This window comes from Pseudoalteromonas sp. TB64 (assembly GCF_000498095.1).
GTDB lineage: Bacteria > Pseudomonadota > Gammaproteobacteria > Enterobacterales > Alteromonadaceae > Pseudoalteromonas.
Genome location: NZ_AUTQ01000115.1, coordinates 1 through 12774 on the forward strand (window position 1 = coordinate 1; position 12774 = coordinate 12774).

Below are 12774 nucleotides of genomic sequence, written 5' to 3' on the forward strand. Positions count from 1 at the left end.
ACAATCGGCCACGTTGACCACGGTAAAACTACACTAACTGCAGCAATCACTAACGTACTTGCAAAAGTATACGGCGGTGTTGCTAAAGATTTCGCATCAATTGATAACGCTCCTGAAGAGCGCGAACGTGGTATCACTATTTCAACGTCTCACGTTGAATACGATACTCCTTCACGTCACTACGCACACGTAGATTGTCCTGGTCACGCCGATTATGTTAAAAACATGATCACTGGTGCTGCTCAAATGGATGGCGCGATCTTAGTAGTTGCTGCGACAGATGGCCCTATGCCACAAACTCGTGAGCACATCCTTCTTTCTCGTCAAGTTGGCGTTCCTTACATCATCGTGTTCATGAACAAATGTGACATGGTTGATGACGAAGAGCTACTTGAACTAGTAGAAATGGAAGTTCGTGAACTTCTTTCAGAATACGATTTCCCAGGTGATGACTTACCTCTAATCGCTGGTTCTGCGCTTAAAGCGTTAGAAGGCGAGAAAGAGTGGGAAGATAAGATTGTTGAGCTTGCAAACGCACTTGATACTTACATCCCAGAGCCAGAGCGTGACATCGATAAGCCTTTCATCATGCCTATCGAAGACGTTTTCTCAATCCAGGGTCGTGGTACTGTTGTAACTGGTCGTGTTGAAGCTGGTATCATCCGCATCAATGACGAAGTAGAAATTGTTGGTATCAATGATACAACTCGTTCTACTTGTACTGGTGTTGAAATGTTCCGTAAGCTTCTAGACGAAGGTCGTGCTGGCGAAAACATCGGCGCACTTCTACGTGGTACTAAGCGTGAAGACGTTGAACGTGGTCAAGTACTAGCTAAGCCTGGTTCAATCAACCCACATACTACATTCACTTCAGAAGTATACGTACTTTCGAAAGATGAAGGTGGTCGTCATACTCCATTCTTCAAAGGTTACCGTCCACAGTTCTACTTCCGTACAACTGACGTAACTGGTGACGTACAGTTACCAGATGGCGTAGAAATGGTAATGCCTGGTGATAACATCAAGATGACAGTAACTCTAATCGCACCAATCGCGATGGATGAAGGTCTTCGTTTTGCTATCCGTGAAGGTGGTCGTACTGTAGGTGCTGGTGTTGTAGCAACTATCGTAGCGTAATTATTAGCCTAGCTAATTTTTACCAAAAAACCCGAGCTTAGTCTCGGGTTTTTTAATGTCTGAAGAAAAGCCAACTTAACCCCCTCAGTATTACTGCGGATTGGTATAAGAACTTAGCTACAAAAAAACACGCCCTAAAGCGTGTTTTTTATTAAGGTTTTAGCTAGCCTTTAATCGCTAAAAGCTTTCAAGCTTTAATGCTTTTTTGCGTACTCTTCAGCTTGTTTCCATACTCTTAGTGTATTTCCACTCAATATTTTTTTAATATCTTTATCACTATAGCCTCTATCCATTAAACCTTGGACAAGGTTAGGGTAGCTAGACACATCTTTTAAGCCTATAGGTAATGAGTCGCCAACTCCGTCATAATCAGAGCCAATACCTACATAATCTATACCAATCAGCTCAACTACGTGATCAATATGATCAAGCACTTGTTCAAGACTTGCAAATGGATATGGATTTTTAGCGCGGTATGCTGCATCAAAATCTTTAGCTAGTTTAGTACCTTCTTTTTTTACAGTTTCTTTTTTACTTTTTAGCTGTTTTCCCCAAGAGCCTGCTTTAGCAGTAACAAAGCTTGAACCAAAGTTGATTTGAATAACGCCGCCATTTTCTTTAAGTGCCAATAGCATGTCGTCATTCATATTACGCTCAAAGCCTGGTGTGTACTTACGAAGCGATGAATGTGAAGCGATAACTGGAGTTTTAGATAGCTCCATCACTTGATAGAACGCATCATCAGAGATGTGTGATACATCGATTAGCATACCAACATTATTCATTTCAGTGACAAGCTTTTTACCAAATGGGCTTAAGCCTTTCCACTTTCGGCGAATATCGTAAGATGAGTCAGAAATATGGTTACTTTGTGAATGCGCGAGTGTTATGTAACGAATACCACGGTCGTAAAAATGCTGAAGGTTTTTCATATCCCCTTCAATAGGAGAGCCATTTTCCATACCCATAGCTATAGACAGCTTACCTTGTTTAAATTGCTCTTTTATATCTTTAGTTGAGCTTGCTATAGCAAATTTATCGGGGGCACGTTGTACAATAGCTTCCATACTATCAATAAGTTGATTAGCTAATTGGTAGCTTTTTCCTTTACCTTCAAATTCTAAATGCGCTGGAATATAAATCGACATAAATGGGGCATTTAAGCCGCCTTTTACTGCGCGAGGGTAGTCAAAATCGCCATCATTAGTTGCTTTGGTTACATCAACCCAGCTTTCATGAATTCGATAAGGTACGTCAATATGGGTATCAATTAAAATGGTGTCTTTAGCCAGTTTAATTGCCTTTTCAGATGCTGTTATTGTTTGTTCTGCTTGGGCTTGGCTAGTTAATGCTAGTGATACGGCTACCACTAGAGTGCTGAGTTTTATCATGTTTTGGCTCTTTGGGTAAAAAGCCATTGTGTACGTTCAATTCAAAAGTTACAAGTGTTGTGCACTAATCAAACGACTGCGCTTGATGCTCTTCACTTTGCAGAGCTTTAAATTCGCCTTTTGAAATAATAGTTACCGACTCATGTAATTCTGAGAAAAACACCATCGCTTCACCATTTTTAAGCTGAAGCTTAACTTGGTTTACTTTTGATTCAATGCTTGCCTCTACTTCACCGTAGTCAGTGCCTTCACGTAAAACATAGCTTTCTATTAAGTTGTATAGCGTATCTTTATCGAGTTGTTCAAAAGGGATGATCATTACTGCTTTTTACTCGCTTTATTTAAAACATGTTCCCCAAAGTAACTGGGTACGGCCTTCTCTAACCAGAAAATAGGCTTAAACGGATTTTTTCCACTAATGAAACCAACGTGACCGCCTTTTTCTGAGATGCGCAGCGTAACATGCTCGCTCACATCTTGCCTACTAGGCACCGCTTTAATAGAAAGCATTGGGTCATCTTTTGCGTGAATAATTAATGTAGGAACAGCAATGTGCTTTAAGTATGGCATAGCGCTAGCTTGGCGATAATAGTCATGTGCATTTTCAAAACCATGCAATGGAGCTGTTAGCTGATTATCAAATTCTAACAAGTCGTCAATTTCCATTAATTGATCGGTAGTTATCGATATTTGCTGCTTAATTTGTGGAAGTTTACGTTGCATCGATTTTTTCATTCGATCGAGCAGATATTTTTGATAAATTTTACCTAAACTTTTGCGTATTACATCACTTGATGACGACAAGTCATAAGGAGCAGATACCACCGCAGCGGCATTTAAAGGGCATGCTTGTGCTTGTTCACCTAGGTATTTAGCAAGTACGTTACCGCCAAGAGAAAAGCCAACGGCAACCATAGGTCTGTTTGGATATTGCTGCTTTAGATGATTAATAAAAAAAGATAAATCGGCGGTGTCACCACTATGATAAGCACGTGGTAGGCGATTAACTTCGGTTGAGCAGTTTCTAAAGTGCATAAGCACGACTGCATAACCTTGTTTTTTTAATGCTTTCATCATGCCTTTGGCATAAAAGCTATTAATATTGCCCTCAAGACCATGAAGCACAATTGCAAGTGGAGCCGTTTCGTTGTGCGGAAGTGACCAGGCAAGCTCAATAAAATCACCGTCGGGTGTATCAAGCTGCTCAAGTTCGTAGCGAGTATGATGAAATGGGCGGAAAAAACGCGGCATTATGGTTTGAACGTGACGATTAGTCATCCACCATGCGGGTTTAAACTGTGGGATCATGTTTGTACTACACACTTTGCAAAAACGAATCGCTAGTGTACCAAAAAGAATAAAAAGCGCCTAATCAGTAACAGATAAGGCGCTTTGTGCGTCGTGCTTAATTTTATTCAGGAACTTCTGCATCGTGTATCTTTTTAAGAAAGAAAAAAGCAAAAAAGATACATAGAGAAACAACAATAGTTAAAAATCCAAAAGACATAAATAAAACTGGGTCTGTAAAAAAGTCTCTAAAGAATACGTTCATGAGTTGTTCCCCTCGTTGCTGATGGGTTAATCATAGGTGGTGTTTACAGAATGTAACGTGATCGAGATCAAGTTATTTACTTAAGCAGATGTAGGAGCGAAGCTAAGTTGATTTAGATCATGTTTTAAGGGCTAATAAGTTATTACCACTGAGAGCACAGAGAAGTTTGCGCTTTAAATAATGAATTGATCGTAATCTATGATTTTTGTATTTTTTTTAAAATCTCAGCGCTTTTAACCTCTTTGTGAATAAAACGCTTACAGGTTTTTTGCACAAAGAAAAGAGAATAAGAAGTGGAAGAGGGTATAAAAACTCACAGGCTAAGTGGCTTTCACATATAGCTCAATATTATTCGGTTCTGCATGCTCGATTAATTCAAACTCATTTACTGCTGAAATCAACATATGTTGCTGTTGTTTTTCAAGCTTTAGCTCGGCGCTCAGTAACTCTGCGCGTATTGTGGCGTAGTCACTTATTGTATGCTGATTAGCTTTTAAATAGCTACGAGCAGCGCGCAGAGGTTGTAATGCATGAGTATCAAATTCACTAACTACTTGCGTTAACTCATTTAGCTGTTGGGTATTAATACTTAAATTTAATGAGTCTAAATAAAGTAGCAATAAGCATAAATTAACGTTTTTTCCTTGCTGGTTTTGTAGTGCCAGCAAGGTTGTTTGTTGATCAGGCTTTGCGTACAAGGTGCACGCAAACTGCCAAAAATGGTCGCTATTGAGCAAGTTCATCAGCGAATGCCTGCTCTTTTTCTTCCATTTCTTCAAGTGCCATAAGTAGCTCTTCTTCAACGTCGTTAAGCTTAGGCGTAAGGGTTGCTTGCTTGGCTAATAACTCTTTAAGCTTGGCTTTGTTGTCGTCGTTGTAGAGTTCGTTATCACCTAAGGTCACTTCAACTTCACTTAATTCGGCGGTAAATTTATCGAGTTGCTTTTCAAGCTTTTCAATTTGCTTTTTAAGTGGCTGGATGGCTTTTCTAAACTCAGCCTCTAAGCGCTTTTGCTCTTTACGATTAACACCTGGGTTTGCTTTAGGCTCGTCGTTTTGCTGCGCTTTAACCGCTTCTTTATTCGCATTAAGTAGCCATTGGTAATATGCATCTAGGTCGTAGCCAAACTGGGTCACTTTGCCGTCATCTACAAGGTAAAACTCATCGGCGGTATTTTTAAGCATGTGGCGATCATGCGATACGGTAACCATAGCGCCTTCAAAACCTTGCAGTGCCATAACAAGTGCATGGCGCATTTCTAAATCAAGGTGGTTAGTTGGCTCATCGAGTAGTAATAAATTTGGTTTTTGATATACCAACATGGCAAGTACTAAACGTGCTTTTTCGCCGCCCGAAAACGGGGCTACAGGCTCAAGTGCTTTATCGCCAATAAAGGCAAAACCACCTAAAAAGTCACGTAGTGATTGCTCAGTGGCTTTTGGATCGAGTCGTTGTATATGCGTTATTGCACTGGCTTTTAAATCAAGAGATTCCAGCTGATGCTGCGCAAAGTAACCAATATTTAATCCGTGATGCTGAATAACTTCGCCAGCTTGCGGCTCTAAATCACCAGAAAGCAGTTTAATTAACGTTGATTTACCCGCGCCATTTCGACCAAGTAGAGCAATTCGGCTACCTGGTACTAGGTTTAGCTCTATATTATTTAAAATAGTGACGTCACCATAACCCGCTTTGGCTTTATCTATTGTCATGAGTGGGTTTGGTAATGCTTTTGGATCTGCAAACTCAAAATTAAACGGGGAGTCGGCATGTGCCGGCGCTAGTTTTTCCATGCGTTCAAGCGCTTTTACACGGCTTTGTGCTTGTTTAGCTTTACTGGCTTTTGCTTTAAAGCGCGTTATAAACTGCTCAAGGTGTGCAATTTGATCTTGTTGCTTATCAAACATTGCTTGTTGTTGTAGTAAACGCTCTGCTTTTTGGCGCTCAAACTGCGAGTAGTTACCTTTGTACACATTAATAAGTTGCTTATCTACGTGCCAAATTTGATCAACCACCGCATCTAAAAACTCACGGTCATGCGATATAAGTACAAGGGTGCCTGTGTAAGCGCGTAAAAAGCGTTCAAGCCAATAAACGGCATCTAAATCAAGATGGTTTGTTGGCTCATCGAGAAGTAGTAAATCAGCATCGCGTATAAGTGCTTGGGCAAGGTTTAAACGCATGCGCCAACCACCTGAGAACGAGCTTACAGGGTTTTCTATTTGGTTATTGGCAAAGCCTAGACCATGTAATAGCTCACCTGCGGTTGATTCAATGCTGTAGCCTTTAATGTTTTCAAGCTGAATATGTACTTTGGCTTGTGTGTCGCCGTCGTTATTTTGCTCGGCCTCACGCAGTGCTATTCGCATAGCGTAGTATTCTGGGTGACCTTGCAGTACATAATCAATTGCGCTTATTTCAAGGGCAGGGGTTTCTTGCTTTACTGAGGCAATAGACCAATCTTTTGGAATGCTGCAATTACCGGCATCGAGTTGCAATTCAGATTTTAGTAAACCAAATAACGTTGATTTTCCACAGCCATTAGCGCCAACAAGGCCTACTTTGTGCTCTGGGAATAACGTAGCTGATGCGTTTTTTAATAAGGCTTTTCCGCCACGAAGTAGTTCTATTTCTGATATTTGGATCATGAATGCGTTACTTTACTGTGCCCTTGTTAAGTTGGCGTTATCATACCATAGAACTTAATGCTCTTATCAAGCGTATCAACAAGTGAAGTTATACGATAAAATAGCGGTAGTTCAAACCACAGGAAAAATGTTGTGAGAAAAAAAAAGCGATTTATTGCTGGTGCATCGTGCCCTGACTGCAAAGCCATGGATACTATGATGCTTTACAGAGAACATGATGTTGAAAAAGTAGAGTGTGTTGAGTGTGGCCATAAAATGGCGCAACCAGATAACGCTGTTCAGGCATCTACTCGTCAATTTGAACAAGTAATTGGTGTGTTTAAACCGGGCGACTAACCCGGTTTTTTATTGCCTAACTTTTACCTGTTTTAGTAATGCGGCGGAGGCGGCTCAGGTGCTTCAGACATCATAGACGATGATGACTGCGACTCTTTAATTTTTTCTGCTAGCAGCTCGGTTTGGCGTTTCATTTTCGCTAAAAGTTGCTGGTGCACTTTTATTTCATCATTTAAGACTTCAATCGTCTCATCTTGAAAAGCCACTTTGGCTTCAAGTTCCATTAAGCGATGTTCAATTGTGTTCATTATTCTCTCGTATAATAAATCGCTCTGCGATACCGCTGGAGCTTTCGGTTAACAACGACTTACCGTTATCTGTAAATGTCACATCTAGCACCACCGCCGATTTAGGCTTACTGCCTTCGCGCGGGGTAACCTGCCAAGTTTGAATTTTTTCACCGCTTGGTATTTGCCACAAATCAACGCGCTTATTTGGCGAGCCGGTTGCAAGCAAAGTGCCTTGTTCGTTAAAACGCACAGCAGTAAAAATTTTCTGACGCGCAATATACTTCAGTTTGCTTACAAGATCACCTGTAGTCAGCTTCCATACATTTGCTTGTGCCATACTATCTGCCGTAAATGCGTAGCGACCTTGTGGGTCAAGTGTAACTTGGGTAACGCGAGTAGGATGATTAAAACGATGAATTACTTGTCCGGTACGTGTATCCCAAAAATAAGCGACATAGTCGTTTGATCCACTTAAAGCAAAGCGTCCGTTAGGAGATAGGTCAACGGTATTTATTTTATCTTGATGACCTAAAAATTGTATTCGTCTACCTGTTTCAAGGTTTACAAATACAACTACGCCGTCGCTGCGACCGTATAAAACACTACGACCTTGGTCGCTAATAGCAATATCGCGAATACTCGATTCTTGTATTTTGTAATAACCCTTATTAGCTCCGGTTATTATGTCCCATACGGCGAAGGTGGTTTTTTCGGCGGTAACGGCAACGCTATTATCAAATGCAATGGCAACAGCGTATACCAAACTGTCTTGATCTTGTTGCTGAAACCACTGGTATTTTAGCACTTGCTGTTGATTATCCCACAGGGCGACCCCATGGTTGATAGAGGATATTAAACTGTATTTACCATCGTTTGATAGTGCTGACGAAAATGCACCTTTTGCTGCATGTTCGTAGCTTGCTACAGCCTGTTGCTTTTTGTCGGTACAGGCGGTGGCTAAAAAACAGCTAAATATGATTAAAAAAGTACGAAATATCGACATATTACAGGTATTTCCCCTTAACTCTTAGTGACTGAGAGGTTAGACTAGGTCGCGTTAAATGCCTAGGTTGTTTGTCTAAGCACTGGGTATGTTTTTAGTTTAGCTAACAACGCAGAATTTAGTTATTAAACAAGCAGCCTATCATGTAGGCAGTTAATCTTTAACTAGTAATAATACATTAAATGACAACTGCAAAGTGTGTCGGAGATTTAAAATGAAAAAGACGATTAGATTGTCATTGATTGCAGCGTCAGTTTTAGCGCTTACAGCTTGTAATCAAGAAGCAAAAAAAGAACAAGCAGACGTTAAATTAGACACTGTTGAACAGCAACAAGCATACGGTATTGGTGCATCTGTAGGTAACTTTTTAAATAAAGACCTAGCAGATAAATCTGAGCTTGGTATTGAACTTGATCAAGCGCTTTTAATCCGTGGTTTTGAAGATGCACTTGCTGATAAAGCACAAATTGACGAAGAAAAAATTCGTGAATTATTAACAACGCTAGATACAACAGTACGTACTAAGCAAGAAGAAAAAGCGAAAGTAGAGTCTGAAAAAAGTAAAGAAGCGGGCGTTAAATACCTAGCTGACAATGCTAAAAAAGAAGGTGTTACAGTAACTGAGTCTGGTCTGCAGTATGAAGTACTTAGCGAAAGCGATGGCGAAAAGCCAGTAGCTACTGATGTAGTTAAAGTACATTACAAAGGTACTTTACTAGATGGTACCGAGTTTGATAGCTCTTACGCACGTAATGAACCTACAACTTTCCCTCTTAACCGCGTTATTGCTGGTTGGACTGAAGGTTTACAACTTATGCCTGTTGGCTCTAAGTACAAGTTTACTATTCCTTCTGAACTTGCTTACGGTGACCGTGATTTAGGTAAAATTCCAGCTAATTCAACACTTGTATTTGAAGTTGAATTACTAGAAATTCAAGCTGATGCTGACGCAGCTACTGAAGAGTAATTATAATATAAGCTAAAATTTATTTAGCCTATATTTGCAAAAAGGGACCTAAGGTCCCTTTTTTAATGCATTTTACACATAACCATAATTTAGGCTAAGTGTATGGCGCATGTATTAATCAGTATGATTAGAAAATAAGTTATCAATAAGCTCATCTTCCAATGCAAAGCGTGCTTCTAATGCTTCGCCAATAACAGATAAATCGTTATCAAAATCTTTTAATAAATCATCTTTATTAACTTCAGCATATTTATCATTAAAATCTAGAGCTACATCTGTAGTGTTTGATATGCGCGGGTAAATGTCGTTGGCAAGTGCTTGGCTTTGCACACCTTTATTTTCACAAGCTTTGGCAATATCATCGTAAATTTCAAAATGACCTGCAGATAAATAATCCATTAAAATTTGGCAAAAAGATTCAATTTGCGCAGGCTCTGGTAAAGCATGTTCTTTCTTGTCGTATGGAGAAAAGCCTGCCATTTTACAAAAAAGCACAATGAGATCTTGGCGTTCGTTTAACCATTTGTCGATTACAGTGTGGCTACCACCCCATTTTTGTTGAGCTTTTTCTACACGCGTCAGCATAACTGTTCTCCTAGCTGGGTTGGTCTTTCAATTAGAATATAATAAGTTTATGTACATCAAGATATATTTAATTTGCCTGTATATCAACAAGTAAATAGATGTTCTAAAAGAGGTGTAATTTATTTAGTTTTTATTACTAAAAAGTTTATTGCGGGCAAGAAAAAACCACCGATTAAGGTGGTCTAATTTCTTTCAGTGACTTGTTATAACAAGCTTTCTTATTTTTATGAGATGATTTTTATTGTTATTATTTTAAAACTATTATTTTTATTGTTTTAAGATTTTTATTATTGTTTTTGTTAACGCGGGATGAACAATAACAAGGTTTTTGTGATGTTGCAAACATATTAACAAGAAGTTTTAAATGTTATGGTTTGTTTGCTTGTTTTATAACCAAAATAGATTAAAACCTCAAATTTTATTGATCTGCCTCTAGGTAAGGTTGTTTTCGTCCCTAAGCAATAGAGGGGCGGTGAATATGGTGGTATAATCTTGTACAATTTATACAAGCCTTAGGATTATTTACGCCATGAGCGAATTAAAGAACGACCGTTATTTACGTGCACTAGCAAAACAGCCAGTAGATGTAACTCCGGTATGGATGATGCGCCAAGCAGGACGCTACTTACCAGAATACCGCGCTACACGTGCACAAGCGGGCGATTTTATGAGCCTGTGTCGAAATGCTGAGCTTGCGTGTGAAGTAACACTACAGCCATTACGCCGTTACCCGTTAGATGCTGCTATTTTATTTAGTGATATTTTAACGATTCCAGATGCTATGGGCTTAGGTCTTTACTTTGAAACTGGCGAAGGTCCTAAGTTTGAACGACCAATTTCATCGCTAGCTGATGTTAAAAAAATTCCAAAGTTAGACCCTACCGATGAGCTTGGCTACGTAATGAACGCAGTAAGCACTATTCGTCGAGAGCTTAAAGGTGAAGTTCCATTAATTGGTTTTTCGGGTTCTCCGTGGACACTAGCAACTTATATGGTTGAAGGCGGAAGCAGTAAAGTATTTGGTAAAATTAAAAAAATGGCGTTTGCAGAGCCGCAAACACTTCATTTATTACTAGATAAGTTAGCTGATTCAGTAATCGATTACTTAAATGCTCAAATTAAAGCTGGCGCACAATCGCTAATGGTATTTGACTCATGGGGTGGTGTATTAAGCCCGCGCGATTACAACGAATTTTCACTGCAATACATGCATAAAATTGTTGATGGCTTAATTCGTGAATACGATGGTCGTAAAGTACCGGTTACTTTGTTCACTAAAAATGGTGGTCAATGGATTGAAGCTATTGCAGCAACAGGTTGTGATGCAATCGGTCTTGATTGGACTATTAATATCAGCGACGCTAAGCGCCGTGTTGGTGATAAAGTTGCTCTACAAGGTAATATGGACCCATCTATGTTACATGGTACACCAGAGCGTATTCGCCAAGAAGTAGGCACTATTTTAGAAGATTTTGGTACGGGCAATGGCCACGTGTTTAACTTAGGCCACGGTATTACACCAGATGTAGACCCTGAAAATGCCGGTGTATTCATTAATGCAGTACATGAGCTAAGTGCTAAGTACCATAAGTAATAGCTATTTAAACAAGCTTTGTACAACTGTTTAAAAGTAAAAAGCCCGCTAATTAGCGGGCTTTTTGTTATCTATTTATAAAGGGCTTTAAAAAACCTTACTTAATAACCTACTTAAATAAGCGATTTAAACCATTTAATGCCGCAACACGGTAGGCTTCAGCCATGGTTGGGTAGTTAAATGTGGTATTTACAAAGTAGTCGATATTATTGCCACCATTTTTTTGTTCCATAATGGCTTGACCAATGTGAACAATTTCAGACGCTCGCTCGCCAAAACAATGCACGCCAAGTACTTCTTTGGTTTCGGTGTGAAATAGTATTTTTAAACTACCTACTTCAGTTCCTGCAATTTGCGCGCGTGCAAGGTGTTTAAACTGAGCACGACCTACTTCATACGGTACTTTAGCGGCTGTAAGTTCTTGCTCTGTTTTACCTACAGAGCTCATTTCTGGAATGGTATAAATACCGGCTGGAATATCAACAATTAGTCTGTCGTCACAGTTGCCACATGCAATTGCATCAGCAGCTATACGACCCTGATCAAACGCAGCACTTGCAAGGCTTGGGTAGCCAATTACATCACCTACAGCGTAAACGTTATCGATTTCTGTTTGGTATGTTTCGTTAACTTTTAATTGGCCACGGCTATCGGCTTTTAAACCAATGGCTTCAAGGTTTAGTGTATCTGTATTACCAGTACGACCATTAGCAAATAAAATACAGTCAGCTTTTACGCGTTTGCCTGATTTTAAATGCATAATAACGCAGTCGTCACGTGTTTCGATTCGATCAAACTCTTCGTTATGACGAATAACAATACCGCTGTTCCAAAAGTGGTAACTAAGCGCATCAGATATTTCAGCATCCATAAAAGCAAGTAGGCGGTCGCGTGTATTAACTAAATCAACTTTAGCGCCTAAGCCTTTAAATATAGAGGCATACTCACAACCTATTACACCAGCACCGTATATCAGTACGCGGTGAGGGTCGTGCTTAAGACCTAAAATAGTGTCGCTCTCGTAAATACGAGAATGTGTAAAATCGACTTCTGGTGGGCGATAAGGACGAGAACCAGTTGCTATAACTATTGTTTTAGCCGTAAGTCGCTCGGTTGAGCCGTCATTTCGCTTTATTTCAATCGTGTGCTTATCTACAAAGCTCGCGTCGCCTTGAAACATATGAATACGGTTACGATCGTAAAAGCTGCTACGTAAATTAGATTGCTTAGAAATAACCGAACTTGCATGACGTAAAATATCAGGAAATGTTAAGCGGGTAGGGCGCTCGCCAATATTAAACAAAGGATTTGCTTTGTATTCAATATAACG

13 protein-coding genes are annotated in these 12774 nt (G+C 39.7%); 4 read left to right on the forward strand and 9 right to left on the reverse strand.

What is annotated here, in order from left to right:
• Nucleotides 1-1137: elongation factor Tu (gene tuf, locus L647_RS0108905; RefSeq protein WP_024610809.1), on the forward strand; the 1137-nt coding region annotated here is incomplete at its 5' end.
• A 194-nt stretch (nucleotides 1138-1331) separates the two neighbouring features.
• Here tuf and L647_RS0108910 read toward each other — a convergent pair.
• From L647_RS0108910 to L647_RS0108935, 5 genes are all read right to left on the reverse strand, one after another.
• Nucleotides 1332-2528, reverse strand: coding sequence for a dipeptidase (locus tag L647_RS0108910; RefSeq protein WP_024610831.1), 1197 nt, complete (start codon nucleotides 2526-2528; stop codon nucleotides 1332-1334).
• A 64-nt stretch (nucleotides 2529-2592) separates the two neighbouring features.
• The gene (locus tag L647_RS0108915) at nucleotides 2593-2847 is read right to left on the reverse strand and encodes a YheU family protein (RefSeq protein ID WP_007378894.1); all 255 of its coding nucleotides are present in this window, start codon (nucleotides 2845-2847) and stop codon (nucleotides 2593-2595) included.
• Nucleotides 2847-3836 (reverse strand): hydrolase, encoded by a 990-nt coding sequence (locus L647_RS0108920; RefSeq protein WP_024610832.1) that lies wholly within the window; start codon nucleotides 3834-3836, stop codon nucleotides 2847-2849. The genes L647_RS0108915 and L647_RS0108920 overlap by 1 nt, the downstream gene beginning before the upstream one ends.
• 564 nt (nucleotides 3837-4400) lie before the next feature.
• The gene (locus L647_RS0108930) at nucleotides 4401-4823 is read right to left on the reverse strand and encodes a TIGR02444 family protein (RefSeq protein WP_024610833.1); all 423 of its coding nucleotides are present in this window, start codon (nucleotides 4821-4823) and stop codon (nucleotides 4401-4403) included.
• Complete coding sequence (locus L647_RS0108935) at nucleotides 4807-6729, reverse strand: ATP-binding cassette domain-containing protein (RefSeq protein WP_024610834.1); 1923 nt, start codon at nucleotides 6727-6729, stop codon at nucleotides 4807-4809. Before L647_RS0108935 ends, L647_RS0108930 begins: the two co-directional genes overlap by 17 nt.
• 132 nt (nucleotides 6730-6861) lie before the next feature.
• On the opposite strand from L647_RS0108935, the gene L647_RS0108940 reads away from it, so the two are divergent.
• Nucleotides 6862-7065, forward strand: a complete 204-nt coding sequence (locus tag L647_RS0108940; protein WP_024592140.1) for a YheV family putative zinc ribbon protein — start codon at nucleotides 6862-6864, stop codon at nucleotides 7063-7065.
• Between the two features lie 32 nt (nucleotides 7066-7097).
• Here the strand turns inward: L647_RS0108940 and L647_RS0108945 are convergent, their stop codons facing one another.
• Nucleotides 7098-7313 carry a SlyX family protein gene (locus L647_RS0108945; RefSeq protein ID WP_007378900.1) on the reverse strand — a complete coding sequence of 72 codons (216 nt, stop codon included), beginning with the start codon at nucleotides 7311-7313 and terminating at the stop codon, nucleotides 7098-7100.
• Nucleotides 7300-8298 (reverse strand): hypothetical protein, encoded by a 999-nt coding sequence (locus L647_RS0108950; RefSeq protein ID WP_024610835.1) that lies wholly within the window; start codon nucleotides 8296-8298, stop codon nucleotides 7300-7302. The genes L647_RS0108945 and L647_RS0108950 overlap by 14 nt, the downstream gene beginning before the upstream one ends.
• Nucleotides 8299-8512: 214 nt before the next feature.
• On the opposite strand from L647_RS0108950, the gene fkpA reads away from it, so the two are divergent.
• Nucleotides 8513-9265 carry an FKBP-type peptidyl-prolyl cis-trans isomerase gene (gene fkpA / locus L647_RS0108955; RefSeq protein WP_024610836.1) on the forward strand — a complete coding sequence of 251 codons (753 nt, stop codon included), beginning with the start codon at nucleotides 8513-8515 and terminating at the stop codon, nucleotides 9263-9265.
• A 114-nt stretch (nucleotides 9266-9379) separates the two neighbouring features.
• Here the strand turns inward: fkpA and L647_RS0108960 are convergent, their stop codons facing one another.
• On the reverse strand, nucleotides 9380-9850 hold the full coding sequence (locus L647_RS0108960) for an Rsd/AlgQ family anti-sigma factor (RefSeq protein WP_024610837.1): 471 nt from the start codon (nucleotides 9848-9850) through the stop codon (nucleotides 9380-9382).
• A gap of 529 nt (nucleotides 9851-10379) precedes the next feature.
• Here L647_RS0108960 and hemE point away from each other — a divergent pair.
• Nucleotides 10380-11444, forward strand: coding sequence for a uroporphyrinogen decarboxylase (gene hemE, locus L647_RS0108965; protein WP_002961084.1), 1065 nt, complete (start codon nucleotides 10380-10382; stop codon nucleotides 11442-11444).
• A 109-nt stretch (nucleotides 11445-11553) separates the two neighbouring features.
• Here the strand turns inward: hemE and sthA are convergent.
• Nucleotides 11554-12774 (reverse strand): Si-specific NAD(P)(+) transhydrogenase (gene sthA, locus L647_RS0108970; RefSeq protein ID WP_024610838.1); only part of this gene is annotated, 1221 nt, incomplete at its 5' end.